Below are 24,708 nucleotides of genomic sequence, written 5' to 3'. Positions count from 1 at the left end.
GTCACTATTTAGGTGTGATGCGGATCAGAGCACCATTGTTGGAATCTGTGAGGATATAAAGGGCACCGTCGTTGCCGGTTGCGACGTCACGAATACGAGCCATCCCTTCAAGGTAGCGGTTTTCACCTTTTACTTTGGCTCTGTCCATTTCCAGCCGGATTAGAGACTGGCTTGCAAGACCGCCCACGAGAATGCTTGTTTTCCATTCTGGAAAAACTTTCGGGTCGGAAAAGGCCATGCCACTTGGTGCTATCACAGGGTCCCAGTAGTAGAGAGGCTGTTCCATGCCTTTCATTTGTGTTTGGCCTTTGCCAACTGGACGGCCGCTGTAGGTCTCGCCGTAAGTGATAACCGGCCAGCCGTAGTTTTTTCCCATTTGCGGCCTGTTTAGCTCGTCGCCGCCGCGTGGCCCGTGCTCAATTGTCCAGAGGTTACCATCGGGCCCGAGTGTCGCGCTTTGCATGTTTCTATGCCCGTAAGACCACACCTCTGGAGCAAACCCTTTATTGTCGGTGGCGCCTTTGGGCTCACCGGTCAGCGGGTCGATGCGCAATACCTTGCCAATATGCGTTTTGGGGTCCTGCGCCATCTGGCTGGTTCTTGGCGTTCCTCGGTCTCCCGTTGTAATGAACAGGGCGCCCGACTTATCAAAGACGAGACGGGAACCAAAGTGGCGGGAGGACGCCCACGCCGGATTTTGGCGGAAAATCACAGTGGCATCTGAGATTGTGGTGCGATCTTTTGATAGAACGCCTGTCGCCACAGACGTAGAAGATCTTCCTCGGGACCGAGGTTCAGAGAAGCTCCACCACAAACGGCCCGTATTGTCGAAATCATCTTGTACTGCAACGTCTAGAAGGCCACCTTGTCCGCTGCTATCGACAGAGGGTAGGCCTGAAATCGGGGCGGAGATGTTTCCTTCCTTTGATACCAAACGTAAACGTCCGCGTTTTTCGGTAATTAGCCAGCTACCATCTGGAAGTTGCGCCATGCCCCAAGGTCGTTGAAGGCCGTCAACAATCGTTTCCAATGACAAATCAATGTCATCTTCAATAATGGGGGCTCGGGTCTGACCGGGAAATGCCGGTTTCTGCCAGTCTGCGTTCGGAGGAGACGCGTTGAAATTGTTTTGAGCAGATGCAGTGGGTACTAAGAAAAACGCTGAAGCGACAAATAAAGAGCTTGCTGTAAACCTGAACACAAAAAGCCTCCCATAAATCCAGAGGTGCTAGACTAACTGGTTTTATAGGAGGCCGCTTCCATAATAGTTCACGGAATGTGCTTTGAGTTTTGTCTGCGAAGTTAGGCTAGAGAATACTGCTCTGCTTGCTCTTCCAGAATACCTCTTAGCAATGCGATGTCATCTGGCCTTGATAGAGTAGGGGCATGGCCACAATCTTCTATCGCTAGAACCTTTGCCTTGGGTCCGAGGGCTGCCATCTTCCCTGTAATTTCTTCGGTGAGAATATCAGATGTTCTGCCCCAGATGACCGTTGTTGGAACGCGGATCTTTTCATAACGATCCCAAGTCGTCATTTCCTCTCTGGAGGCGGAGAACATAACGATGATACGCGGATCATAGTGGATCGTCAGCTTGCCGCTTTCCATTCGCCGAACCGAGGAATGCGCCATACGCTTCCAGAACTGGTCGTCCGCAGGGCCGAAGGGCGTATACACCTGCCGCAGCCAAGTTTCCGCTTCTTGAATGTCTTCAAAATGGGGAAGTTTGCCTGCATAGGTCAGGATACGGTCTATGGCTTCCTGAGGGATTTCCGGCCCAATATCGTTGATAACGAGCTGCGAAATCCGGTCTCTCAGCGGGCCGGATGCCATGCGCATGCCGATCAAACCGCCCATGGACGTACCGATCCACGCACATTGTTCAATACCGTAATGCTCCAGCATATCCGAGGCGAGGCCCGTGAAATACTCGATGCTGTATTCGGCCTCCGGATTTGTGGCCCAACTGGAAAGGCCGCGTCCGATGGTATCCGGGCACAGGACGAAATATTTGTCGCTCAAGGCCGCAGCTAACTCGTCGAAATCGCGTCCGGTTCTAGCAAGGCCATGCCACATAACAATTGCGGGGTTTTTAGGATCACCCCACTCGGTGACGTGCAGCATGTGGTCCATAACCGGCACGAAGGAAAAACGTGGCTGTGTCATGCTGGTTCTCCTTTTGCCATAAGGCGTCCGGCTATGCCCGTTGGGAAGAAGTAAACGAGAAGGATGAAGCAGAGGCCGAGCCACAAAAGCCAGCGATCTGGATCAAATAGCTCCGGTACGATAGGCAGATTATGGGTGGCGTCAGCAACAACGCCCATAAGATCGCGCAGGTAGTATTGTGCCAGTGTCATCATCACTACGCCGATTACCGCGCCCCACATGGTGCCCATGCCGCCGATAACGACCATCAGTAGGATATCGATCATGATGGCAAAGGACAGGACAGTATCCGGCCCGGTGTACTTGAGCCAAACTGCGTAAACCGAGCCAATGAGTGAGGCAAAGGCAGCTGCTGCGCAGAAAACAAGCGTGCGATAAGCCACGACGCGGTAGCCAATAGCCTCAGCTCGCGCTTCGTTTTCACGGATGGCTTTCAGGACCGATCCGATTGGCGAGACGACCAGCCGGAGCATAACGCAGAACAGTATTAGCGAGCTAAAGAAGACGAAGTAGTAGGCTGCGATCTTACCGTTCATCTTCACGCCGAAAATGCGCAGCACTTTGCCATTCTCATCGGTGAGCAGCTTAGCAGCTGGCTTGAAGATAGACGGAGGGCGGTAGGTAATGCCGTCTTCGCCGCCCGTAAGGCCGGAGAGCTGGGAGGCCATGACGAGTGCAACTGAGGCAACTGCGAGCGTAATCATCGCAAAGAAGATTGCCTTCACGCGCAGCGATAATAGCCCCACAGCAAGTGCGATTACGAGCGAGATTCCAAGGCCGATAAGCGCGCCCAATATAACGGCGCTCCAGCTTGGCCCCATGGTCTTTAACGCAATCGCGGTTCCATATGCACCAAGGCCGAAGAACATGGTGTGGGCGAAGGATACAATGCCTGTGTAGCCGATGAGCAGGTCATAGCTTGAGACAAGCACGATGAAGACAAGAATGCGGGCTGCTACTTCTGTTGAACGCACATCCTGAAATAGGAATGGTGCGAAAAGTAGGATGGCCCAGACGAGGAAAACAGTGCCTTTGACGAGAAGGTTTCCGTTGGTTTTTTCCATTGCGGCCTCCTACTTCACTGCTGGCTTGAGGCCGCTAGGGCGCCACATGAGAATTGCCATCATGATAAGCATATTGGATGCGAGTGCGAGCTTGGGCGCAAGATAGCCAACGTAGTTGCCCATGAGGCCAACAATGAGCGCGCCTAGCAGAGTGCCTTCAATGGAGCCCAATCCGCCAATGATGACGACGATAAAGACAACGATCATCATTTCCGAGCCCAGCGCCGGTGAGATAAGTGTCTCGTAGCCTGCCCACATGGTGCCACCCAGCGCGGCGAGGGCCGAGCCTAGCACAAAGACGCCAAGGAACAGGCGGTTGATGCGGTATCCAAGCGCTTCCACCATCTCACGATTTTCTACGCCTGCACGGATCAAAAGGCCGATCCGAGTGCGTTTGAAGAGGAAGTAGAGCCCAGCGTAGATCACCGCGCCTACGAGAAACGCAAAGACGCGGTAAATCTCAATGGAGACATCGCCCCAGATGACCGCACCTTCCAGAAATTCAGGACGGGGTACAGAAAGCGGTGTGCCACCCCAAATGGCGAGAATGAGCTGCTCGGAGATAATCAGCGCGCCCATTGTAATGAGGATCTGGCGCAGGTGGTCATGATAGACCGGCTTGATAATTACGACCTCGAAAAACCAGCCCGCCAGAAGGCCGAAGCTGATAGCAGCCATTATTGCCAGCATCAGAGCAAGCACATTCAGCGCGATACTATCGGACGTAAGCCAACCCGCACTCCATGTAAGTACACTGGCGGCGATAAACGCGCCGAAACTAACAAAAGCGGAATGCCCGAAATTGAGCACGTCCATAAGGCCGAAAACAAGCGAGAGGCCGGAGGCCATAAGGAAAATCATCATGCCCATGGAAAGGCCAGCAATGGTCAGGGTTACCCAACTTGCTGGGGCTCCAATCAGCACAAAGGCGAGGGCGGCAATAGCGACAGGTAACAGAAATACCCCGCCAAGCTGCTCAATTCTTTTAGAAATCATAGTGAAAGCTCCCTCCATGCTGCCTTAAGCAAGGCCCAGCAGGGTGTTTTGCAATTCATTGTCTTCGGCGAACGCCTTCATGCTTCCGGTGTGAACCACATGACCGTCATCAATTACTGCCATGTCTCGTCCAAGCGAGAGTGCGAACGGTAGGTTCTGCTCAACAAGCAGGATGGTCGTGTTCTGGGCAATCTCGGCAAACGCATCGCGCATTCCCGAGATGATTGCAGGTGCAAGGCCCTTGGTCGGCTCATCAATGAGAATGAGGTCACGCGGTTCGATAATTGCGCGGGCGACAGAGAGCATTTGCTTTTGCCCACCTGAGAGTTTCATCGCCTGTTTGTTCCAGAAGATCTTAAGAGCGGGGAATAGCTCCAGTATCCGCTCCAGCCTCTGAGGATCAAAGGAGCCTGACGCTGTTGCCAGCACGAGGTTCTCTTCTACTGTCAGACCGCCAAAGATACCCATATCCTCCGGCACAAATGCCACTCCCATTCGAGCGATATCGCTGGTGTGCATTTGCGAGATGTCTTTACCGCGAAATTTGACCGAGCCTTTTGACGGGGTCCACATATTCATGATGGACCGCAAGGTTGTGGTCTTTCCAGCGCCATTGCGCCCAAGGAGAACGAATACTCCACCTTCCGAGACGTCGAAGGAGACATCATGCAGAACGTGATACTCACCGATCTGCGTTTGCATGTTGGTTAGGCTTAATAGGCTCATGCCATAACCCCCGCGTTGCCAAGGTATACCTCGCGAACAACCTCAGAGTTCATGGTCTGCTCAGGTGAGCCATCTGCAACCAAAGCGCCGTTGTGCAGTACGACGATGCGATCTGCCAGTGAGCGAACAACATTCATCTTGTGCTCTACCAGTAGGATTGTTTTACGGGTGTCTGCTTTTAGCTTGCTGATGAGCTCAAGCACTTCTGGTGCATCGTCCATGGACATACCCGCAGTTGGTTCATCGAACATGTAGATGTCTGGCTCCATCGCCATCAAAAGGGCGACTTCCAGCTTGCGTTGGTTCCCGTGGGAGAGGGCGGCTGCTCTTTGTTTGGCTACCCCCTCAAGTCCCGTTGCTTCCAGATAAAGCTCTGCTTTGTCGGCAAGGGCTGTCAGTTTGTTTGTTGGGGTAAAGGCTCGCCATCCATCACCTGTTTGCGCCTGCACCGCCAAGCGGATGTTTTCCAAAACAGTAAGCTGCGGGAAAAGGTTGGTAAGCTGGAATGCTCGGCCTACACCTTTCTTGGCTCTTGTAGAGGGAGCTGTTGCTGTGATGTCTTCGCCATCCTTAATGACAGTGCCGGAGGACGCTTTCAGCTGACCGGAGATGAGATTGAAATAGGTTGTCTTGCCTGCGCCATTTGGGCCTACGATTACGGTCAGTTCGCCGGAATAAAAATCACAGCTCACATGATCAACCGCGACATGGCCTCCAAAATTGATGGTGAGGTCTTTCGTGGAAAGTGAAGGTGCTCGCATTGTCCTGTGACACTATTAGAGACAGGCTCTGGCAACTTATGGGTCGCCAGAGCACAAAATATGGTCGATGTGTCAGGGTTTGCTTGGGGCTTAGTTTGTGCGACCCAGCGGGATGTTCATTTCTTCCGGCTTGATTTCGCGAACAAGCTGCGGAATAGCCCACTTCACTTCGTCGTCCACCTGGATTTTGAAGTGGTACATAGACTGGAGCGCCTGATGGTCTTCAGGACGGAAAGTCATGGTACCCTTCGGCGTCTCCCAGCTCATTCCTTCCATCGCGGCAATGATTGCTTCGGTTTCCAGCTCTTCGGCAGTCTCGATAGCCTTAACAACAGCGAGCGCTGCCGCCATACCGCCAGCAGTGAAGAAGTCAGGCGGGGAGCCGTGACGCTTTTCATGCTCCTCAACGAGCCAGTCGTTGATCTCGTTGTTCGGGCTCTCGTAGTAGTAATAGATAGCGCCTTCCATGCCCGGTACACGCTTATAGGTTGGCAGAACCGGAAGGATGTGGCCGCCTGTAGAGATTTCAATACCGTAGCGCTGTGGTTCCATAGCTTTGATTTTGCCCATGGCATCGCCGCCACCTGCAACGTAGATCAAAATAACCTTACGACCCGGCTTTTCTTTCAGCGCGTTGAACATACGTTCTGCTGCTGCTGTAAAGTCAGTGGTTTTCAGCGGTACATATTCCTCAGTCACGAGGTTTGCACCTGTACCTTCCAATGCAGATTTGAATGCTGCGATGCCGTCACGCCCAAAGGCATAGTCTTCGGCAAGGGTTGCCACATATAGGTTATCGTCCGGCTTCAGCGCCAGCGCTTGTGCTTGCATATCCATTGAGGAATTGCGGCTGGTCTTGAACACATAGCGGTTGGAGTCTGGCCCTGTGAGGGAGTCCGCCACCGCAGGTTCTACAAGCAGGATACGCTCGTATTCCTCAGCGATAGGCAACATACCCTTTGTTACGCCGGAAGAAGTGCCGCCGATAGCGAGAAGAACTTCATCATCGCCGTAGGCTTCTGCCAGCATTGCGCGGGCAATATCCGGTTTGAACTGAGTATCCTTTTTGATGATCTCAATCGGATGACCCTTGATCATATTGGTGCCGCCCGTAGCGTACTCCAACCCCATTTCAAATCCTGTATGGGTCTGTTTGGAAAATACCTCAAAGGTACTTCCTGAAAGGCCATGAATAAGCGCGATTTTGATAGGATCAGCAGACCATGCTGACGTAGAAATAGCAAGCGTGGCCAGCCCAAGGCCCGCTTTCTTCATAAACGATTTCATTATTTCCCTCCCAAGGCAAACAGCGCTAACTAAAGCATGCACGCAAAAGTCTTTGTTGATGCGCAATTTACTCGCCTAAAGGGTAGGGTGTCGGGAAGTTGAGGGGCAATACTGTGGAAACACGTATAGAGCAAGCCTATACAGAAGGCGACTTTTATGAGGTGGCGTTTGTTCACGCTCCTATCGGTATTGTTGTTACCGAAAACAGAGTGATTAGGGATTGTAACCTAGCTTTTGCGAAAATGTTCGATTACGAGCGGCAAGACCTACAGAACCAACTCTTTGCAATGCTCTATCCAACGAAGGAAGAGTTCATCAATGTTCGTAATCGCGGAGTTGATGATCTCAAAAAACAAAATGCCTATTGGGATGAGCGGATTATGGCTCGTCGTAGCGGAGAATTGTTCTGGTGCAGAGTGAGAGGAAACTCCTTCACTCCTGATGAGCCGCTAGCGCGTGCCGTGTGGACGTTTGCAGACCTTTCCGATCAACGTCCTTATGTGGCTTTGACACGCCGCGAAAAGCAGGTGGTTGGGTTACTGGCAAATGGGTTGACGAGCAAAGAGGTCGCAATTGAACTTGACCTGTCTTACCGAACCATTGAAGTCTACCGCGCCAAATTGCTGAAAAAGTTTGGTGTAAACAATACCAGTGCTCTGCTGATGTCCCTTGGCGAGATTTTCGGTGACCACGTTGTGCATCGCTGAAATGGGCTTGGGTTTTCAGCGGGTTGGGCCTTCCATTTCATTAGAAAACGATTTGAATGATCAGCATTTGGAACTGCAATAACAACTTATGATAGTTATGTTGTTATGAATTCGTGTAGCTGCTAAAAGAAATCATGACAATGTGGCAGCCAGAAAGAGATCAATTAACCCGACCGGTTTATAAGTCTCTACAAAAACTCATCATAAAAGCGATAGAGTCAGGCAGCTTGCTTCCCGGTGAGCGATTGCCGACCCATCGTGATTTGGCATTTTCTCTCGACATATCCGTTCAGACCGTCACGAGGGCCTATGAGGCCCTGCGGGATCTTGGGTACCTAAGCGGCGAAGTGGGGCGGGGGACGTTTGTACGCTCTACGCCAGCGGATATGTCTATGCCGTTTTTACCGATGAGGGATCATGAGCTGATCGATCTTTCGATGCTGAAACCGGTGACTGACAGCTTGCATCACGTAGCGCTGCAAGAAGCGCTTCAGGACCTTTCAGGCCAGCTGACGCCTAACCTGCTGCAGTCTTTTCGGCCTGAGGCTGTGTTTAAGCAACAAACACATGTTGCTTGTAACTGGCTGCAGGATAAGGGCATTCCGGCAAGACCTTCTGAGTTTTTATTTACCAACGGTGCAACATCAGCGGTCGCCACTGCATTGATGACAGCGACGCCGCCTGCCTGCGCTTTGTGTGTGGAGGAGGTGAGCTTTCACAGCGTGAAGCCGCTTGCTGGTTATCTAGGCGTTCGTCTCAGCATCGCTGAGATGGATGAGCAGGGTTTAACGCCAAGAGGGTTTGAGCAAAGCTGTATAAGAGACAAGGTGAGGGCTGTACTGCTATCGCCTAGTGTTGCTAACCCTAAGTCGTTGGTTATGGGCTTGGAGCGGCGGCTTGAGATTTTGGAGATCGCCCGTAAGTATGATGTTTTCATTATTGAAAACGACATTATGGGCGCAACAGTACGGGGCGTTCCGCCCACGTTCAAAGCGCTTGATCCGGCCCAGGTTTTCTACATTACCGCTTTTAGCAAGCAGATAATTCCGGGTATGCGGATAGGAATTTTGCTATCGCCAATGAGCGCAGCTGTCGCGGCTGCAAACCGTCATTTAGTAACGAGCTGGATGGCAAATCCATTGATGGTCGATATCTTAAGTCGCTGGATGGAAAACGGAAAAGCTGATGAACTAATCAACTGGCAAACCAATGCATTGGAGCGGCGGCATTCAATTGCCAAGGAAGCACTCGTCAATGTCACCTACACTGGGCATCCTAATAGTACCCATATATGGGTGCCGTTACCCAGTGGGGTTGAAGAGGCTGAGCTGATCAATCAAGCAAGACGTTCAAACATTGCTGTGGCAGGCAGTCTCCCGTTCGTAATGGCGGAAGAGTATAGTACTGGCGCGCCCGGACGCCACAACGCTATTCGCGTTGCAGTCGGCTCTGTTGACGAGCGCAGACTTGAATACGCCCTTGGTATTTTGGCGAATCTGATTCTGTCTGACGCAGAGAAACCATTGCCAATTTTCTAATTCTATTTTCCATAGCTTTGAGTTTTGGAGATCTAATCTCTGTATAATTTTGTCATTCTGACAAGATATAAATGTCTAAATTGTACTGATTTAATATAAATATTGACGGGTAATTGTCTCTGTTTAAGTCTCCTTGCATTGCAAGTCGAGGGGGCGATGGTGCAGCCAATTATTGACATACAATCCATTTCAAAATGCTTTGGTGACCTTACGGTGCTGGACAACCTGTCTTTTCAGGTGGCGCCGGGTGAAAAGCTTGCGCTTATTGGTCCTTCCGGTTCTGGTAAGACCACAATTTTGCGCGTTCTCATGACTTTGGAGACGCTCACTTCCGGCCATGTGCTGATTGAAGACGAGCAACTCTGGCACATGGAGCGGGGCGGCAAGCTGGTTGATGCTGATGAAACCCATCTGCACAAGATGCGAAACAGCATTGGCATGGTGTTCCAACACTTCAATTTATTTCCGCACAAAACGGTTTTAGAAAACGTCACTCTCGCCCTTCGACTTGTACGCGGTGTCGCAAAGAAGCAGGCAGATGAACGCGCTCTGGAGCTACTTGATCTGGTTGGCCTTGCCGACAAGCGTGATCAAAAGCCGGCCTCGTTGTCCGGTGGTCAGAAGCAGCGCGTAGCGATTGCCAGAGCCTTGGCGCTTGAACCCAAGATCATGCTCTTTGATGAAGTGACATCAGCGCTCGATCCTGAACTTGTCGACGAAGTTTTAAACGTCATGCGTCGCCTGGGAGAGGAGACGGACATGACTATGTTGCTTGTGACCCACGAGATGGGCTTTGCCCGTGATTTCGCTGACAGGGTTCTCTTTTTCGATAAGGGCCGCATCATTGAAAGCGGGCCACCAGAACAGATTTTCACCGATCCGCAGGAAGAAAGAACGCGCACGTTCTTGAGAAAAGTTCTCTCGGCCGGAGTGTCCCGCGCTGAAAGCGCTGCGGTTGCCATATAATTTTAAACGGAGGGGTAATTTATGAATTTGAAGGGACTTTTCAAGAAAACAGCTCTTGCAGTAACCGCTGTAGCTGTAACCGGCTTTTCTCACGGAGTGGTAGGCAAGGCGAACGCTGAAGACACTTTAGAGAAACTGCGTGCACAGGGCTTTGCACGTATCGCAATTGCTAACGAGCCGCCATGGACTGAAGTAACCGCGGGCGGTGAAGTAACCGGTGCAGCACCTGAAGTAGCCCGTGCCGTTCTCAAGCGCTTGGGCATTAAAGAGGTTGTGGCTTCTGTTTCCGAATACGGCGCCATGATCCCGGGTCTGCAGGCCGGACGTTTTGACCTTGTTGCTGCTGGTCTTTTCATCAAGCCAGAGCGCTGTAATGCAGTTGTCTTCTCTGAGCCGGATCTGTGTGATGCTGAGGCTTTTGCTGTCAAAAAAGGTAACCCGCTTGGCCTAACGACGTATGCTGAGCTTGCTGCTCATGCGAGCGCAAAGGTCGGCGCGCCTGGTGGTGGTACTGAAGAGCGTTTGGCTCTTGAAGCAGGTGTTCCGCGTGACCGTGTGGTTGTCGTTCCAGACGGACAGTCCGGTATCAAGATGCTGCAGGATGGCCGTATCGATGTATACGCGCTGCCAACGCTTTCTCTTGTCGACTTGCTTGGCAAGGCGCAGGACGAGGGGCTTGAACTGATTACGCCAATTAAAGGCACTCCGGTTTATTGCGCTGGTGCAGCCTTCCGTAAACAGGATACCTCTTTGCGTGATGCTTATGACGTTGCTCTTGCCGAAATGAAGGCAAGCGGTGAATTTTCCGAGCTTGTTTCCTCCTTTGGTTTCCCTGGCGAAGCGCCGAACCTGACAAGCCGTGAAAAACTCTGTGGTGGTCCAAACTAAGGTCATTACAGCTTCTCAGGGCGGGGCCCCTTTCCCGTCCTGAGTATTCGGATTTCTCTCATTTATTTTAAGAGCGTTTTGCATGCAGCACTGGTTCGGTTATCTGCAACTTATCTTCGAAGGCGCATTGCTTACGGCACAGTTGACCGTACTTGGCTGTGCCCTTGCGCTTTTCATGGCTATCATCGCCGGGCTTGCTCGCATGTCCAAGGTGAAGGCCATCTCCATTGCTGCGACGTGCTATATCGAGTTCTTCCGCGGCACCTCTATTTTCGTTCAGCTATTTTGGGCGTACTTCGTATTGCCGCTTGTTGGTATTCCGGTTTCGCCGTTCCTTGCAGGTGTACTGGCGCTTGGTCTCAATGTAGGCGCATACGGCGCCGAGGTGGTTCGCGGGGCAGTCCAGTCTATCGATAAGGGGCAGAGCGAAGCGGCTCTTGCATTGAACCTTACGCCTTACCAACGCATGCGCCACGTTATACTCCCGCAGGCGTTTGTTATTATGCTGCCGACCTTTGGCAACAACGCCATTGAGCTTTTAAAGGGTACTGCTGTCGTATCGCTTATTTCGCTAGCGGATATGACGTTCCAGTCTCAGGTGGTGAGAGCGCAAACAGGCAGCACCGCAATACCGTTTCTTACAATTTTGATTTTGTACTTCATGATGGCCATGGTCATTTCAAGGGGAATTCGTGCCCTTGAAAGGCACCTTTCCGATGGCCTCGACGTGACCAAGTAGGAGGCTATTATGGAGTGGGATTGGAACTTTGCTATCAAGACATTGCCCGTGTTGGGAGAGGGTGTTCTTGTTACAATTCAAGCAACCGTGCTTGGCTCTGTTCTAGCGTTGGCGTTGGGTCTTGTGTTTGCGCTCATGCGGCGCTCGCAAAACAAGCTTGTTTCTCGGCCAACCAGTTTTTTCCTTGAGTTTATTCGAGGTACACCGCTGCTTGTGCAGCTTTATTTCCTCTTCTTCATTCTGCCTGATGTCGGGATTTTGCTATCGCCGCTTGTCGCTGGTGTGATCGGGCTGGGGCTGCACTACGCAACCTATACTGCAGAGGTTTACCGCGCTGGTATCGACAATATTCCACGGGGCCAGTGGGAGGCGTCCAAGGCAGTGAATCTGACTGCACCGCAAACTTGGCAACACATCATCTTGCCGCAAGCTATTCCGCCGATGATACCGGCATTAGCCAACTATATTATCGCAATGTTTAAGGAGACACCGCTCCTTAGCGCCATTACGGTATTGGAGTTGATGAATCAGGCGCGAAGCATTTCCAACTTCCATTACCGTTATCTGGAACCGATGACTTTGGTTGGCGTGTTCTTTTTGCTTATAAGTATCCCATCGGTTTATTTTCTTCGCCGTTTAGAGCGTAAATACAGCCCGCACTACAAGTAGTACTGCATGATTACAAAACTCGATCTTCCGCATTCCTTTGTCGCAGAACCTGTCGAAAAGCGTATCGGCTTGGTTCTGCTCGCGACAGATCATATGAGCGAACTGGATTTCGCCAGAGCATTTCCCCTCGACAGGGTTGGGATATATGCAAATCGCGTTGCCTATGAGAACCCGACAACGCCTGCGAACCTTGGCAAAATGCTTCCGCGCATTAAAGAAGCCGCAGAGCTGATTTTGCCGGAGGAAAAGCTCGACGTTCTCTACTACAGCTGCACTTCTGCGTCCGTCGTTTTGGGCGATGAGCAGGTGCGCAGACTGCTTGTAGAAGCAAAGCCTGAAGCCAAGGTTATTACGCCTGTAAGTGCGCTCTTGGAGGCACTGCAGACCTTGAGTGCTAAGAAGATCAGTTTGCTGACACCTTACTTGCCTGAAACCAGTGCTCCGATTGAGGCATTTCTGGAAATAGAGGGCTACAAGGTTTGCAAGCATACATGCTTGGGAATTGCAGATGATCGGGTGATGGCCCGTCTTGACCGTGAAACATTGCTCAATGCAGCGCAAATGGCGGTTGATCCTCAGTCAGACGTTCTGTTCATCTCCTGCACAGCGCTACCCGTTGCTGCTCTCATTCCAGAGCTAGAGCACCTTACTGGCAAACGGGTGGTTACCAGCAATCATGCTGCCATTTGGTCTGCGTGGCATGGCTTGGGGTTACCATTTGATGACGCTGTAATGGCTCAACGGGCCGTTCGTTCTGCCAGCGAAAGGCACTTGGCGCTTACTGCCTAGCCATATTTTAAAGGCTGAAAAGCAGGACGTTTATTTTCCAAATTTCATTGTTGTTGATGTGTTGGAGCGGTGCTCCGCCCAGCTTTTAGAGAAAGTTTTCATAGGAGGTCTTTATGACAGTGTTAGAAGCACCTGTACTTGCATTTGATAGGGCCGAATATGATGCCCGTCTTGCCAAGACCCGCCGCGCTATGGAGCGGGCTGGCGTAGACTGTATAGTTGTATCAGATCCTTCCAACATGGCGTGGCTAACCGGTTATGACGGTTGGTCCTTCTACGTTCATCAATGCGTTATCGTTGGCATGGAAGGTGAGCCGATCTGGTACGGCCGTAAAATGGATTCAGCCGGCGCAAAGCGTACAACGTACCTGAGCCACGACAACATCCTTGGTTATGAAGATCACTACGTTCAGTCTACTGAGCGTCATCCTATGGATCACCTCGCCAGCACTCTTGCAGACAAGGGGTGGGAAAACTCGGTGATCGGCTTGGAGATGGACAACTATTACTTCTCCGCCAAAGCCTATACTTCGCTCTTGGCGCATCTACCCAATGCACGTTTTAAGGATGTGAACGGACTGGTGAACTGGCAGCGTGCAGTAAAGTCTCCTCGTGAGCTGGAATATATGCGCATCGCCGGGCAAATTACGACAAAGATGCATGAGCACGTGTTGAACGTCGCGCGTCCGGGAATGCGCAAGAACGATCTCGTCGCGGAGATCTATGAGGTTGGCCTGCGCGGCACGGCCGAGCATGGCGGCGATTATCCTGCAATTGTACCCTTGCTTCCGTCAGGCAAGGATGCTGCGGCATCTCACCTAACATGGGATGATAAACCCATGCGTGCCAACGAAGGTACGTTCTTCGAGCTGTCAGGCTGTTACCGCCGCTATCACTGCCCATTGTCGCGTACGATTTACTTCGGCAGGCCGCCTCAGCATTTCATTGATGCCGAAAAAGCGGTTCTGGAGGGTATTGAGGCTGGGCTTGAGGTGGCTCAGGTCGGGAACCTTTGTGAAGATATCGCCCATGCATTCTTCGCTGTTTTGAAAAAGCACGGCATTCACAAAGATAGCCGTACCGGCTACCCGATTGGGCTTTCTTATCCGCCGGATTGGGGCGAGCGGACCATGAGCTTGCGCAGCGGTGATAAGACTGTTCTTGAAGCAGGTATGACGTTCCACTTCATGACTGGGCTGTGGCGTGATGACTGGGGTCTTGAGATTACCGAGAGCATCGCCATTGGCGAAAGCGGGCCTGAGTGCCTTTCCGATGTGCCGCGGCACCTCTTCGTCGTCGATTAGCTATAGAGGGCGCTAGGGCAATGGAAAACACATTGGCGCTTACGAAGGACTTGCTGGCAGGTCTGGTTTCGTTTCCAACACTGTCCGGTGAGAGCAATCTGGAGATGATTGCCTACATTCAGCAGTTTCTTGAAGAGTACGGCATCGAATGCTCGCTAACTTATGATGAGAGCGGAGCAAGGGCGAACCTTTACGCTGTCATTGGGCCAGAGATTGAAGGCGGCATCATGTTCAACGGCCACAGTGATGTGGTGCCAACGTTCGGTCAGCAATGGACGAATGATCCATTTGAGCTGACGGAACAAGCTGGCAAGCTATATGGCCGCGGCGCAGTGGACATGAAGGGGTTCATCGCCTGCATGCTGGCAATAGTGCCGGAGTTGAAGCAGCAAAGCTTGCAGCGTCCGGTTCAGCTCTCAGTCTGCTTTGATGAGGAAATCGGGGGCTATGGAGCATCCATCCTAGCGCAGGATCTTGCCTCTAGACAGGTGAAGCCTGCGTTGGCTGTCGTTGGCGAGCCTACGGCCATGCGCCTCGTGACCGGTCATAAAGGTGGCTATGAACTGCGAACTGAAATCTTTGGGTTTGAAGTTCATGCGTCAGACCCAAGCAAGGGCGTTAATGCCATTGAGTTTGCGACAAAGTACATTAACAAGATTCTAGAGTACTCTGATAAGCAAAGAGAAATTGAGGTTCCTGATAGTCAGTTCGCTCCACCATTCACGACCGTTAATGTTGGCCAGATAGGCGGTGGTGTTGCTCGCAATATCACTGCTGGCTATTGCTCTTTTGATTGGGAGATCCGTCCGATACCCGGTACCGACGGGATGGCGATTATCGAAGAAATTCTTGCCTTCGCCCGCGAAGAGCTACTTCCGCAGATGAAATCTGTGTCTTCCAGCGCTGACATCAGAACTACCATTATCGCCGATGTTCCTGCACTGAAGTTTGACGAACGTAGCGACGCGATGGAACTGGTGCGGGCAATCACCGGTGCGAATACGAGCGAGAACGTTTCCTTTGCAACCGATGCCGGTTACTTTCAGCGCGTGGGCATTCCAACTGTGGTTTATGGTCCGGGCAGTATCGAGCAGGCACACAAGCCGGACGAGTTCATCGAGACCTCTGAACTTCAAAGATGCCTTGAATTCATGCGCAGCGTTGCGCGGTATCAAGCGATGTAAGCGGGAATGACGCTTTGAAGACAGGCATCAAGCTCGATGATCGGGATCTTGCAATCCTCAAGATCCTTCAGGAAGAAGGGCGGATCACCAAGGCAGCGTTGGCAGAGCGGGTCAACCTTTCTGCTGCGCCGTGTTGGGAGCGCCTCAAGCGGCTGGAGAAGGCAGGGGTTATCGTTGGATACGAGGCCAAGCTGTCGCTGAGCCTTCTTTCACCGCTGACTATGGTTTTGGTGGAGGTGGAGTTAGATAGCCACAAGACGGCCGACTTTGAACGTTTTGAGCGCGCCGTCCATGACTATCCCGAGATATTGGAATGCTGGGCCGTTGGCGGCGGAATTGACTACGTTCTGAAGGTTTTTTCAAAAGATATTGATAGCTATCAGCGCTTTATCGATCGGATGCTGGACGCTGATATCGGGCTTCGCCGCTATTACACCTACGTGGTGACCAAGCAGGTTAAATCCGAAAGCAAGGTTCCGCTTGATGCTCTTGTATAGAAGGCCTTGAAACCTTCTGTTTAGCCGATCAATTTCCAAAGAAATGGCTAGTCCGTAGTCGGTAATTCGAAAGCACCTTTTGCTCTGTTTCGGGCAGAACTAACCCATACAACCAAGAGGGCAAAGGTATGGGTATAACGCTTGAAAGGCCGCGCAGTAGCGCGCTCTCCAAACTTACAGATCCCAAACTTTTTAAAGAGTTTAGTTACATTGGCGGGGAGTGGTGCGCCGCCGGAGATGGTGCTTCAATTGAAGTTTGTGACCCAAGCGATGGTTCGTTTTTGGGGACGGTGCCGGCACTTAGTGCCTATGACAGTGTAAGAGCAGTTGAGGCTGCCCAAAGTGCGTTTCAGAATTGGGCCGGTATGCTGCCGCAAGAGCGGGCAGGGTTACTTAGAAACTGGTACCGTCTTATTTGCGAGAACAGCGAAGACCTTGCGCTTCTTATGGTGCTGGAACAAGGGAAGCCCCTTTCGGAAGCACGGGGCGAGATCGACTATGCAGCGAGCTTCGTTGAGTTCTATGCAGAGGAGACCAAGCGTCCCAATATTGAGGGTGTAACCTCTCACTTGGCAGACGGCGAAGTGGAAGTTTGGCGTGAACCGGTTGGTGTTGCAGCTCTTATTACGCCTTGGAACTTTCCTTGCGCGATGATTACCCGAAAAGCTGCTGCAGCCATGGCAGCGGGCTGTACTTGTGTCGTGCATCCTTCAAAAGAAACGCCGTTTTCAGCAACTGCGCTTGCCGAGCTTGCCGAACGAGCAGGCATTCCGGCTGGCGTTTTCAATGTCGTAACGGGTCAACCGCAGACAATTGTGAACCCATGGACTGAAGATAATCGCGTGAGAGCCTTGTCCTTTACGGGTTCCACGGAAATCGGGCGGCTTCTTTATCGTAGTTCCGCAGAGACAGTGAAAAGGCTTGTGCTTGAACTTGGCGGGCATGCCCCATTTATCGTTCATGCAGATGCTGATCTTGAGAAAGCAGTGACCTGCGCAATCTCTGCAAAGTTCGCGACATCGGGGCAGGACTGCCTAGCTGCTAACCGCTTCTTTATTGAGCGGTCCATTTATGATGTGTTCGCTGAGCGTTTTGTTACGGCGGTGAAGGAGTTAAGCGTCGGCTGTGGGCTTGATGATCCTGATATCGGGCCACTGGTGAACCAAGCGGCTATCGACAAGCAAAACGCGCAGGTGCGCGATGCGGTCGCGCAGGGTGCGCAGCTTTTGTGCGGCGGCAATGTACACCGCGCTGGTCCGCTGTTTTTTGAGCCAACGGTGCTTGGGCATACTCCAAAAGATGCGCTTATCAATACCGAAGAGACTTTCGGCCCTGTAGCAGCTCTCACGCCGTTTGACAGTGATGATGATGTTATCGCGATGGCGAACGAGAGTGAGTACGGGTTGGTTGCCTACATTCATACGACCAATGCCAGACGCATTTACCGCGCTACGCGTGAGCTTCAATACGGCATGGTCGCGGTCAACAGAACCAAAGTGACCGGCGCCCCAATTCCCTTTGGCGGCATGAAGCAATCCGGCCTTGGGCGCGAAGGCGCCCGCCAAGGTCTGGAGGCTTTCACAGACATTAAATACGTGTGCCGCGATTACTCCTAGTTCATTGAAATTCAGACCTAAAGGAATACTAGAATGCTTAGAAACGATCAGTTGGCTGATTGGGATCGCGAAAACTTTTTCCATCCATCTACCCACCTTGCCCAGTTCGCTCGTGGGGAGCTCAGCAACCGTGTTATCAAAACGGGTGAGGGTGTTTACATCGAAGATCAGGATGGCAACCGGATGCTGGATGCTTTTGCTGGTCTTTACTGCGTAAACATTGGTTATGGCCGTTCAGAAGTGGCCGAAGCGATTGCTGAGCAGGCGCGTGAGCTTGCTTACTATCACGCCTATGTGGGGCATGGCACCGAAGCATCCATCACCCTTGCAAAGATGATCCTTGATCGTGCGCCGGACAACATGTCCAAGGTGTATTTCGGCCTTTCCGGGTCGGATGCTAACGAGACCAACATCAAGCTCGTCTGGTACTACAACAACGTGCTTGGCCGCCCGCAGAAGAAGAAAATTATCTCTCGTTGGCGCGGTTATCACGGTTCTGGATTGATGACCGGCTCTCTTACTGGTCTTGAGCTCTTTCACAAGAAGTTCGATTTGCCATTAGAGCAGGTGATCCATACTGACGCGCCCTACTATTTCCGCAGGGATGACCTTTCCCAAAGCGAAGAAGAGTTTGTTGCCCAGTGCGCCGCAAGCCTTGAAGCGCTGATTGAAAAGGAAGGCGCAGATACTATTGCAGCCTTTATCGGCGAGCCAGTGCTGGGAACTGGCGGTATTGTGCCTCCGCCAGCGGGCTACTGGGAAGCTATTCAGGCAGTTCTGAAGAAGCACGATATTCTTCTGATTGCTGATGAAGTGGTAACCGGTTTCGGTCGTCTCGGCTCTATGTTCGGTTCCCAGCACTACGGTATCGAGCCTGACATCATCACCATCGCTAAAGGCCTAACTTCCGCTTACGCACCACTGTCCGGATCTATCGTATCGGATAAGGTTTGGAAGGTTCTGGAGAAGGGTACAGATGAGCTTGGACCAATCGGCCACGGCTGGACGTACTCAGCCCATCCAATCGGTGCTGCAGCTGGCGTTGCCAACCTTCAGTTGATCGATAAGCTGGACCTCGTCTCCAACGCCCGTGACACCGGCGCATACTTCAACCATCAGCTCAAAGAGGTGCTGTCGACTTCACCTATCGTTGGTGAAGTACGCGGTGAAGGTATCTTAGCAGCCGTCGAGTTCGTGAAGGATAAGGATGATCGTGTGTTCTTTGATGCTTCACAAAAAGTGGGTCCACAAATCGCTGCGGCACTAATGGAGCGCTCAAGTGTAATTGGCCGTGCGATGCCTCAAGGCGATATTCTCGGCTTTGCTCCGCCGCTATGTATGACACGTTCAGAAGCTGATAAAATCGTAGAGGCAGCTCATGATGCGGTACAACATGTCGCTAAGAGTCTTGTTTAGATAAATTATATAGAAAATTGAATTAATTGAGGAAAGAGGCGGTCAGGTGATCTGATCGCCTCTCTCGTATTTAACGAAATGTTCCGCTGGTTTAGTGGGCTGACCCTGTAAGGCCGATGCCAGATGCGAGGCCCAACCATGCTTTAATCCGGAGACCAACGGCTTTGATAATACCCATCGCAGCGACTACATGAGCAGTCATGGAACCTTGCATTGAGCCTTTCAGGTCGGTTGTATAGGTCTGCACAATACAGCCGCTACCTGGAACCAGAAGCTTTTTGTGTTCTGGGTGAACCAGATCAAGGTGGGCAACAACCTGTCCGCGTTTCGCCTTTTCGTTCGGCTCCATAAGGCGGCCGTTTGGTCCCATCTGGCCGGCCGAAATCGGCTCTTGAATTCGGGTGATGCGCGCTGGCAAAACTGTATTCATCATGCCTATGTTGAAGTTACTTTCACATGCGACTTCAGCCGCCATTCCTTCGTAAAGTTCGGTTCTGGACACTTGAGAGAAGCCAGCAACGATACGCGAACTCTCTTCTTCGTTTCGCACCGGTATGATTAGCATTGCCGGTGTCATCGCTGCCTGTCCAGCACGGGAGCCGACATGAAGTGTCATTTGCTCAACGGTTCCATCTACTAAACTAACAACCCGTGTTTTGCCAAGTTCGACTTCTGCCTGTTTTAGGTTGGCAATCGCACTGGAGAGCTGTGCAGGTAGAACTTTTTCTGCCTGAACCTTAGCAGCTTCCAATTTGGCTTGCGCTGACTGACAGTCGGCTTCGCTTGTTTCTTTGCGGGTCGATGCACGTTCCAACTGGTTAGGCTGAAAGGCAACAGACTGCCTTCCTTTTAGGTCCTCATGATCTGCAAGTGTCAGCTCGGCCTGCTTAAGGTTCGTGCCTGCTGCTGCAAGCTGAGCCTGCGCCATGTCTACTTCATGCTCGGCCGCTGTTATGGCGCTTTTAATTTCAGCGACTTTCATTCTGGCTACCTCGACCTTGGCAAGCTCAGCTGAGTTCTCGACTGAAAACAGCGGGTCGCCGACTTTGACTGTATCGCCGCCTTTTACGAACACCTCAGTTACAGTGCCGCCATTTTCTGCAACAACCGGAACCGTCTTGAACGGAACGAGCCCGCTAAAGGACTTCGGGTAATAATAAAACACCGCGAAGAACAAGATGAGCGCGAGAACGAGCCATAGGAACAGTGCTTGGTGCACCGAATAGAGAGTTATGGGAAGCCCTTTCCAGCGCAGATACATAACGCGTAGGACGAACGGGAAAGACGTTACCAGAATCTCGATCATTTGTATGCCTCCAGCGTTTTTTCATTGGCTTCAGGGCGCCACCACAACATGAAATCCCTCGCAATAGCTGTGAGTATGAGCGCAGCTGGCAGCAAGATGCTGAAGTGGCTAAGCGCAGGCATAATCTCGTAGGCAAGAGCAACCGTTAGCATCATGGGAATAGTGGTGCGTAGCGGCGTTCCCTTTGCTCTGCGTTCTGCAAAGTGGTCAAAACGGGCATAAAGATGCATGACCAGCAGAAGAGCGAGAAAGAAGACGATCAAGCCGACGATTGAATACCAATCGGATTCTCCGGGCATGACCCACCAGCTGGGAATGGCTTGGCTGGCGTTTGCTGATGTCGATAGAACTCCAAGAAGTATGGAGCCGGCGATAGCGATGGGCTTCACAGCTTATGTCCTTTTTTGCATCGTGTTTTGGGTGCCGGTTCGCGGCGTTTTTGCTTGGCAGGAGAATTAAGCGATCGGCAAAGGTCGTTCTTTATGCTTCTGGCCATCTGTTTTTTGGTTTTGGACAAATACGTATCGATACGTATTTATAGTGGCCGGAAAGGGAGGTCAGCGCGAAGCGATGTCTAGAATAAGCGCCTACCGTTTGAAGCACGTCGCCAAGATCTACGAGGCAGAGAAGGGCGCAGCCATGCCGTTCTCGCAGCTTCTAGAAGAAGCGGGGCTGTCTGAAGATATATTGGAGGGTGAAGACGCGCGTATTCCGCTGCTAGCCGAGGCGACAGTTCTGGAGCTTTGTTGTGAAGTGCTTGGCGACAAAACGTTTGGTGCGCGTGCTGGTCTGCTCGCGCCGGGCTCCAAGACGCTAATGGCGTACCTTGCGAGCGCGAGCGGTACACTGGGACAGGTCGTTGAATTCGCCCAGCGGTTTTATGCACTGGAAGACCCTGATATGACATTCAGTGTTCGCGATTACGATGGTCAGCCCTTTATCGAACTGGGCAGTGATGCCGTTAGCGCACACAAATATGCTCGTCACCGTGAGTTTCTGCTGTTCGGGCTTTACCAGCGAACAAGACAAATTGCTGGGCCAGACCTTCAGCCTTTCAAATTATTCCTTGAGACCCGCGATGAAGGTCATTGCAATCAGCTTTCCAAGCTATTGGGGTTCTCTATCGAATGTGGCCAGCCATACAGCGGCCTTTTGCTTCCAAAAGATGCTTTGGATTATCCAATTCCAACTTCTGACGGGGCACTGCTTGGCCACCTTCTTGAGCATGGTGAGGAGCGTTTACGCCAGATGCCGAAGGTAGAAGAGGGGCTTTCAGAAAAAGTGCTCAAAATTGTAAGGGCGCAGCTTCCTGGTACTCTGCCCAATGGGGATGAAGTGGCTGACGTACTTTGCATGACGAGAAGAACGCTCTCTCGTCGTTTGTCCTCTGAAGGTACGAGCTTCAAAGGGCTCGTTGAGCTTGCTCGGTGTGATTTGGCAAAGCGCCTGCTCCTTCGCGGGGATAGGCCTGCGCAGGTTGCTTATGCTTTGGGTTTTGCAGATCAGGCAGCCTTTACAGTTGCATTCAAGCGATGGACCGGTACGACCCCAGCAAGCTTTAAGCGGAACAAAAGCTAATGCTTAAGAGATGCGCCTGAATGTGCAAAGACTGGTGTTCTCGTCAGATAATTGACGGCCACCCCCGCAAGTAGGTATTTGATATTATAAAATATTTCGATTGTACGGTTTTAGACACACAATCAAATAGGGAAACTAACCTTCGATTTTAGTGCGCCTATTTTGGCGGGTTTTGGTATTGTAGAATGAGTTTCTAATCGAGGCTCAATATGGAGCTTATTTCTCTTATCTTTACCGTCTACTTCTCCGAATATGGGAAAATAAATCTATTTCGGCTACATAGTGCTTAAGAAAAACAGTCTCTAGCCGAGGTCAGATCATGCGTGCTCTTGTTCTAGCGGCGGCCCTTGTTGCCGCGCTTCCCGTTAAAGCTGAAACCATCCGCGTCGGGATGTCCGGTAGCTATTTCCCGTTCACCTTTGTGAAGTCCGACAAGCTTCAGGGGTTTGAAGTTGACCTGATGAATGCAATTGGTGAACAGACCGGTGATGATATCGAGTTCGTGACCATGAGCTTTTCCGGCCTTATCGGATCGCTGGAGGCGGGGCGCATCGACACGATTGCAAACCAGATTACCGTGACACCGGAGCGTGAAGCACAGTTTACCTTTACGCAGCCCTACGTTTACGATGGGGCGCAGGTGGTAACGAAGAAAGGCAATGAGGCTGAGATCAACGGCGTTGAGGGCCTTAAGGATCGCACAGTCGCGGTTAATCTTGGTTCCAACTTTGAGCAATTGCTGCGCGAGCTTCCATTTGCGGACGAGATTACAATCAAGACCTATGACAGCAATATTGAACAGGAAACCGCCCTTGGCCGTGCCGATGCGTTTGTGATGGACCGTGTGAGTGCAGCGCAGTTGATTAAAGAAACGCCGCTACCACTTGCCTTGTCCGGTAAGCCGTTTTCGGAAATTCGCAATGCACTACCGTTTCGTTCTGATGCTGAGGGAAAAGCGATGGCCGCGAAGGTCGATACAGCTTTGACGGAACTCAAAGAGAGCGGAAAGCTTGCTGAAATTTCCCAAAAGTGGTTCGGAACCGACATTACAACGAAAAACTAACGTAGCGGGCGATAAGCTAGACCTATGAGCGTCTTCGATCTGGGATATATGGTCGGGCTTGTTCCTGTCCTTCTTAAGTACGTGCCTTTAACCTTGGGTATGGCCAGTGTCTCAATGGCACTGGCTCTGGTCCTTGCGTGCTTGCTTGCTGTGGTTCGTGTTGTTCGTGTACCGGTATTGAACCAGTTCACCAAGCTGTTCATCAGCTTCTTTCGCGGCACGCCGCTGCTGGTACAACTGTTCTTGTTTTACTACGGCCTGCCGCAGCTCTTTCCATCACTCACGGCAATGACAGGTGTTACTGCCGCAATCATCGGCCTTACGCTGCATTTCTCAGCCTATATGGCAGAGAGCATCCGTGCTGCAATAATAGGGGTTGATCGAAGCCAATGGGAAGCTGCTCAGTCTATCGGCATGACAACGGCCCAGATGATGCGCCGTATTATTCTACCGCAAGCTGCTAGAGTGGCCGCGCCTACGCTGGTCAACTACTTCATCGACCTTATCAAAAGCACCTCTCTTGCCTTCACTCTTGGTGTTACCGAGCTTATGGGGGCAGCCCAGAAAGAAGCTGCGAGCAGCTTTCTCTATTTCGAGACCTTTATCGTCGTTGCCATCTTCTACTGGGTGATTGTCGAGGTTCTTTCCTTTGTTCAGCAGGCGCTGGAAGCCCGCTTATCGAAAGCTGTTGCACGATGATCAAAATTCGCGGGCTTAGAAAGTTCTATGGCGGGGTGCCCGTTCTCGACGGAATTGATCTGGATATTGAGGCCGGACAGCATGTCGTAATCATTGGGCCATCCGGCACAGGAAAATCGACCTTGCTTCGCTGCATCAACTTCCTTGATCATGCAGATGAAGGGACTATTTCCATAGGGTCTTTAAGCGTTGATGTTTCAACAGCAACGCCGAAGCAGATTAAGGCTCTACGCCTTGCAACCAGCTTCATTTTCCAGAACTACGCCTTGTTTGCCAACAAAACTGCACGTGCAAACATTGCTGAAGGGCTTATGGTTGTTCGTGGGTGGTCGAAAGCGGAAGCGAACAAGCGTGCAGATGACCTTTTGCAGATGATTGGCCTAGGCGACAAAGGTGACGCCTATCCGGTTTCTCTGTCCGGCGGGCAGCAGCAACGCGTTGGTATCGGGCGGGCTATTGCGGCTGACACGCAGCTTATGCTTATTGACGAGCCAACCTCTGCTTTGGACCCTGAATGGGTGGATGAAGTTCTCCAACTGCTCAAGCGCATAGCAGATGAAAACCGAACCATGCTGGTCGTGACCCACGAGATGTCATTTGCCCGTCAGATCGCCGATAAAGTTGTTTTTATGGAAGGCGGGAAGATTGTAGAGCAGGGGCCACCAGAGCAGATGTTTACGAGCCCCGTAGACCCGCGCACGCGTCATTTCCTGCGAAAAACACTCGGAACAATGTGAAACGAGGCGAAA

At 51.7% G+C, this 24,708-nt stretch carries 26 protein-coding genes; 17 read left to right on the top strand and 9 right to left on the bottom strand.

Translation table 11 applies throughout. The features are described 5' to 3' along the window. Positions 1–4 precede the first annotated feature (4 nt). The 7 genes from E1162_RS09690 to E1162_RS09660 all read right to left on the bottom strand — a co-directional run bounded on the left by E1162_RS09690 (position 5) and on the right by E1162_RS09660 (position 7,000). Positions 5–1,030 (bottom strand): PQQ-dependent sugar dehydrogenase, encoded by a 1,026-nt coding sequence (locus E1162_RS09690; protein WP_257098890.1) that lies wholly within the window; start codon positions 1,028–1,030, stop codon positions 5–7. 272 nt (positions 1,031–1,302) lie between these two features. Next, on the bottom strand, positions 1,303–2,166 hold the full coding sequence (locus E1162_RS09685) for an alpha/beta fold hydrolase (protein WP_155130107.1): 864 nt from the start codon (positions 2,164–2,166) through the stop codon (positions 1,303–1,305). Further along, the gene (locus E1162_RS09680) at positions 2,163–3,230 is read right to left on the bottom strand and encodes a branched-chain amino acid ABC transporter permease (RefSeq protein WP_155130105.1); all 1,068 of its coding nucleotides are present in this window, start codon (positions 3,228–3,230) and stop codon (positions 2,163–2,165) included. The genes E1162_RS09685 and E1162_RS09680 overlap by 4 nt, the downstream gene beginning before the upstream one ends. 9 nt (positions 3,231–3,239) lie before the next feature. Next, a complete protein-coding gene (locus E1162_RS09675) occupies positions 3,240–4,226 on the bottom strand; it encodes a branched-chain amino acid ABC transporter permease (protein ID WP_155130102.1) in 987 nt (328 codons plus the stop codon). 24 nt (positions 4,227–4,250) lie between these two features. Then, complete coding sequence (locus E1162_RS09670) at positions 4,251–4,952, bottom strand: ABC transporter ATP-binding protein (RefSeq protein WP_155130099.1); 702 nt, start codon at positions 4,950–4,952, stop codon at positions 4,251–4,253. After that, positions 4,949–5,713, bottom strand: a complete 765-nt coding sequence (locus E1162_RS09665) for an ABC transporter ATP-binding protein (protein ID WP_155130096.1) — start codon at positions 5,711–5,713, stop codon at positions 4,949–4,951. Before E1162_RS09665 ends, E1162_RS09670 begins: the two co-directional genes overlap by 4 nt. 90 nt (positions 5,714–5,803) lie before the next feature. Then, a complete protein-coding gene (locus tag E1162_RS09660; RefSeq protein WP_155130093.1) occupies positions 5,804–7,000 on the bottom strand; it encodes a substrate-binding domain-containing protein in 1,197 nt (398 codons plus the stop codon). A 113-nt stretch (positions 7,001–7,113) separates the two neighbouring features. Between E1162_RS09660 and E1162_RS09655 the strand changes: the two genes are divergently transcribed. From E1162_RS09655 to E1162_RS09600, 12 genes are all read left to right on the top strand, one after another. After that, positions 7,114–7,707, top strand: a complete 594-nt coding sequence (locus E1162_RS09655; protein ID WP_371311884.1) for a LuxR C-terminal-related transcriptional regulator — start codon at positions 7,114–7,116, stop codon at positions 7,705–7,707. Between the two features lie 134 nt (positions 7,708–7,841). Further along, positions 7,842–9,245 carry a MocR-like ectoine utilization transcription factor EhuR gene (gene ehuR, locus E1162_RS09650; protein WP_155130086.1) on the top strand — a complete coding sequence of 468 codons (1,404 nt, stop codon included), beginning with the start codon at positions 7,842–7,844 and terminating at the stop codon, positions 9,243–9,245. Positions 9,246–9,401: 156 nt separating this feature from the next. Further along, complete coding sequence (ehuA, locus tag E1162_RS09645; RefSeq protein WP_155130083.1) at positions 9,402–10,211, top strand: ectoine/hydroxyectoine ABC transporter ATP-binding protein EhuA; 810 nt, start codon at positions 9,402–9,404, stop codon at positions 10,209–10,211. A 21-nt stretch (positions 10,212–10,232) separates the two neighbouring features. After that, positions 10,233–11,099: an ectoine/hydroxyectoine ABC transporter substrate-binding protein EhuB gene (gene ehuB / locus E1162_RS09640; protein ID WP_155130079.1), complete on the top strand. Its 867-nt coding sequence runs from the start codon at positions 10,233–10,235 to the stop codon at positions 11,097–11,099. Between the two features lie 82 nt (positions 11,100–11,181). After that, positions 11,182–11,838 carry an ectoine/hydroxyectoine ABC transporter permease subunit EhuC gene (ehuC, locus tag E1162_RS09635; protein WP_155130076.1) on the top strand — a complete coding sequence of 219 codons (657 nt, stop codon included), beginning with the start codon at positions 11,182–11,184 and terminating at the stop codon, positions 11,836–11,838. Positions 11,839–11,847: 9 nt separating this feature from the next. Continuing rightward, entirely contained in the window at positions 11,848–12,507 is a 660-nt protein-coding gene (gene ehuD / locus E1162_RS09630; RefSeq protein WP_155130073.1) for an ectoine/hydroxyectoine ABC transporter permease subunit EhuD, read from the top strand. Positions 12,508–12,513: 6 nt separating this feature from the next. Then, positions 12,514–13,296: an aspartate racemase/maleate isomerase family protein gene (locus E1162_RS09625; RefSeq protein ID WP_155130070.1), complete on the top strand. Its 783-nt coding sequence runs from the start codon at positions 12,514–12,516 to the stop codon at positions 13,294–13,296. Between the two features lie 113 nt (positions 13,297–13,409). Beyond that, positions 13,410–14,600, top strand: a complete 1,191-nt coding sequence (gene doeA / locus E1162_RS09620) for an ectoine hydrolase DoeA (RefSeq protein ID WP_155130067.1) — start codon at positions 13,410–13,412, stop codon at positions 14,598–14,600. Positions 14,601–14,620: 20 nt separating this feature from the next. Further along, entirely contained in the window at positions 14,621–15,784 is a 1,164-nt protein-coding gene (gene argE, locus E1162_RS09615) for an acetylornithine deacetylase (protein ID WP_155130064.1), read from the top strand. A 14-nt stretch (positions 15,785–15,798) separates the two neighbouring features. Next, entirely contained in the window at positions 15,799–16,281 is a 483-nt protein-coding gene (locus E1162_RS09610; protein ID WP_155130061.1) for an Lrp/AsnC family transcriptional regulator, read from the top strand. A gap of 128 nt (positions 16,282–16,409) precedes the next feature. After that, positions 16,410–17,897 (top strand): NAD-dependent succinate-semialdehyde dehydrogenase, encoded by a 1,488-nt coding sequence (locus E1162_RS09605; protein WP_155130058.1) that lies wholly within the window; start codon positions 16,410–16,412, stop codon positions 17,895–17,897. Positions 17,898–17,930: 33 nt separating this feature from the next. Further along, a complete protein-coding gene (locus tag E1162_RS09600) occupies positions 17,931–19,313 on the top strand; it encodes an aspartate aminotransferase family protein (RefSeq protein WP_155130055.1) in 1,383 nt (460 codons plus the stop codon). Between the two features lie 91 nt (positions 19,314–19,404). On the opposite strand, the gene E1162_RS09595 is transcribed toward E1162_RS09600, so the two are convergent. Both E1162_RS09595 and E1162_RS09590 read right to left on the bottom strand, forming a co-directional pair. Beyond that, positions 19,405–20,619: an HlyD family secretion protein gene (locus E1162_RS09595; protein WP_155130052.1), complete on the bottom strand. Its 1,215-nt coding sequence runs from the start codon at positions 20,617–20,619 to the stop codon at positions 19,405–19,407. Beyond that, entirely contained in the window at positions 20,616–20,918 is a 303-nt protein-coding gene (locus E1162_RS09590) for a hypothetical protein (protein WP_155130049.1), read from the bottom strand. Before E1162_RS09590 ends, E1162_RS09595 begins: the two co-directional genes overlap by 4 nt. Between E1162_RS09590 and E1162_RS09585 the strand changes: the two genes are divergently transcribed. From E1162_RS09585 to E1162_RS09565, 5 genes are all read left to right on the top strand, one after another. After that, positions 20,917–21,078, top strand: coding sequence for a hypothetical protein (locus E1162_RS09585; protein WP_155130046.1), 162 nt, complete (start codon positions 20,917–20,919; stop codon positions 21,076–21,078). The two genes, E1162_RS09590 and E1162_RS09585, sit on opposite strands and share 2 nt — an antisense overlap. Before the next feature lie 111 nt (positions 21,079–21,189). Further along, positions 21,190–22,197, top strand: a complete 1,008-nt coding sequence (locus E1162_RS09580; RefSeq protein WP_257098889.1) for a helix-turn-helix domain-containing protein — start codon at positions 21,190–21,192, stop codon at positions 22,195–22,197. Positions 22,198–22,516: 319 nt separating this feature from the next. After that, positions 22,517–23,260, top strand: coding sequence for an amino acid ABC transporter substrate-binding protein (locus E1162_RS09575; protein ID WP_155130043.1), 744 nt, complete (start codon positions 22,517–22,519; stop codon positions 23,258–23,260). 24 nt (positions 23,261–23,284) lie between these two features. After that, positions 23,285–23,959: an amino acid ABC transporter permease gene (locus E1162_RS09570; RefSeq protein WP_155130040.1), complete on the top strand. Its 675-nt coding sequence runs from the start codon at positions 23,285–23,287 to the stop codon at positions 23,957–23,959. After that, positions 23,956–24,696 (top strand): amino acid ABC transporter ATP-binding protein, encoded by a 741-nt coding sequence (locus E1162_RS09565; RefSeq protein WP_155130037.1) that lies wholly within the window; start codon positions 23,956–23,958, stop codon positions 24,694–24,696. Before E1162_RS09570 ends, E1162_RS09565 begins: the two co-directional genes overlap by 4 nt. The last annotated feature ends 12 nt before the right edge of the window (positions 24,697–24,708 follow it).

The organism is Pseudovibrio flavus, assembly GCF_009711345.1.
Taxonomy (GTDB): Bacteria; Pseudomonadota; Alphaproteobacteria; order Rhizobiales; family Stappiaceae; genus Pseudovibrio; species Pseudovibrio flavus.
Note: the sequence above shows the minus strand (reverse complement) of the source record. Positions and strands in the feature narration are given on the sequence as shown.

Coding starts and splice junctions, on each gene's coding strand:
- E1162_RS09625 (WP_155130070.1), top strand. CDS start 12,514: ATGATTACAAAACTCGATCTTCCGCATTCCTTTGTCGCAGAACCTGTC.
- E1162_RS09660 (WP_155130093.1), bottom strand. CDS start 7,000: ATGAAATCGTTTATGAAGAAAGCGGGCCTTGGGCTGGCCACGCTTGCT.
- E1162_RS09565 (WP_155130037.1), top strand. CDS start 23,956: ATGATCAAAATTCGCGGGCTTAGAAAGTTCTATGGCGGGGTGCCCGTT.
- E1162_RS09570 (WP_155130040.1), top strand. CDS start 23,285: ATGAGCGTCTTCGATCTGGGATATATGGTCGGGCTTGTTCCTGTCCTT.
- E1162_RS09575 (WP_155130043.1), top strand. CDS start 22,517: ATGCGTGCTCTTGTTCTAGCGGCGGCCCTTGTTGCCGCGCTTCCCGTT.
- argE (WP_155130064.1), top strand. CDS start 14,621: ATGGAAAACACATTGGCGCTTACGAAGGACTTGCTGGCAGGTCTGGTT.
- E1162_RS09580 (WP_257098889.1), top strand. CDS start 21,190: ATGTCTAGAATAAGCGCCTACCGTTTGAAGCACGTCGCCAAGATCTAC.
- E1162_RS09605 (WP_155130058.1), top strand. CDS start 16,410: ATGGGTATAACGCTTGAAAGGCCGCGCAGTAGCGCGCTCTCCAAACTT.
- ehuC (WP_155130076.1), top strand. CDS start 11,182: ATGCAGCACTGGTTCGGTTATCTGCAACTTATCTTCGAAGGCGCATTG.
- E1162_RS09590 (WP_155130049.1), bottom strand. CDS start 20,918: ATGCCCGGAGAATCCGATTGGTATTCAATCGTCGGCTTGATCGTCTTC.
- ehuD (WP_155130073.1), top strand. CDS start 11,848: ATGGAGTGGGATTGGAACTTTGCTATCAAGACATTGCCCGTGTTGGGA.
- ehuB (WP_155130079.1), top strand. CDS start 10,233: ATGAATTTGAAGGGACTTTTCAAGAAAACAGCTCTTGCAGTAACCGCT.
- E1162_RS09670 (WP_155130099.1), bottom strand. CDS start 4,952: ATGAGCCTATTAAGCCTAACCAACATGCAAACGCAGATCGGTGAGTAT.
- E1162_RS09665 (WP_155130096.1), bottom strand. CDS start 5,713: ATGCGAGCACCTTCACTTTCCACGAAAGACCTCACCATCAATTTTGGA.
- E1162_RS09675 (WP_155130102.1), bottom strand. CDS start 4,226: ATGATTTCTAAAAGAATTGAGCAGCTTGGCGGGGTATTTCTGTTACCT.
- E1162_RS09600 (WP_155130055.1), top strand. CDS start 17,931: ATGCTTAGAAACGATCAGTTGGCTGATTGGGATCGCGAAAACTTTTTC.
- doeA (WP_155130067.1), top strand. CDS start 13,410: ATGACAGTGTTAGAAGCACCTGTACTTGCATTTGATAGGGCCGAATAT.
- ehuA (WP_155130083.1), top strand. CDS start 9,402: ATGGTGCAGCCAATTATTGACATACAATCCATTTCAAAATGCTTTGGT.
- E1162_RS09680 (WP_155130105.1), bottom strand. CDS start 3,230: ATGGAAAAAACCAACGGAAACCTTCTCGTCAAAGGCACTGTTTTCCTC.
- E1162_RS09595 (WP_155130052.1), bottom strand. CDS start 20,619: ATGATCGAGATTCTGGTAACGTCTTTCCCGTTCGTCCTACGCGTTATG.
- ehuR (WP_155130086.1), top strand. CDS start 7,842: ATGACAATGTGGCAGCCAGAAAGAGATCAATTAACCCGACCGGTTTAT.
- E1162_RS09685 (WP_155130107.1), bottom strand. CDS start 2,166: ATGACACAGCCACGTTTTTCCTTCGTGCCGGTTATGGACCACATGCTG.
- E1162_RS09585 (WP_155130046.1), top strand. CDS start 20,917: ATGACCCACCAGCTGGGAATGGCTTGGCTGGCGTTTGCTGATGTCGAT.